Genomic DNA, 433 nt, shown 5'->3' with positions numbered 1-433 from the left:
GGCGAACGGCGGCGCAAGTACTACCGCATCACCGACAAAGGCCGGGCCGAACTGGCCGAGCAGCGCCGCCAGTGGGACACGGTGCTGGGCGCGCTGCGGGACATCTGGCTCGACCCACACGACCGCGGGACGCTGCCAGCGATCCCGCTGGAGGGCCTGGCATGACCGCGCCGGACAGCTCCGTCGAGCTGGAGTCGCAGTTCGCGCAGTGGCGGCGCTACGTGCAGCGCCGCCGCGAGCTGGCGCAGCCCGACGCCGACGAGCTGGAGGACCACCTGCGCGGCTCCGTCGACGCGCTCGTCGCGGCCGGGCTGAGCACGGACGAGGCGTTCCTGGTCGCGGTGAAACGGATGGGCAGCCTCGACGAGCTGTCCCGCGAGTTCGCCCGGGAGCACTCGGAACGGCTGTGGAAGCAGCTGGTGCTGACCGGTAG

Annotated in this window: 1 protein-coding gene; it reads left to right on the top strand. The window is 72.3% G+C overall.

Annotation, left to right across the window (positions count from 1 at the left end):
* Positions 1-161: 161 nt before the first annotated feature.
* Positions 162-433: permease prefix domain 1-containing protein (locus tag AC5LSR_RS14645; protein ID WP_493468578.1), on the top strand; the 272-nt coding region annotated here is incomplete at its 3' end.

The organism is Protofrankia sp. CiP1_Cm_nod4, assembly GCF_982290645.1.
This window is presented reverse-complemented; position numbering and strand designations above follow the sequence as displayed.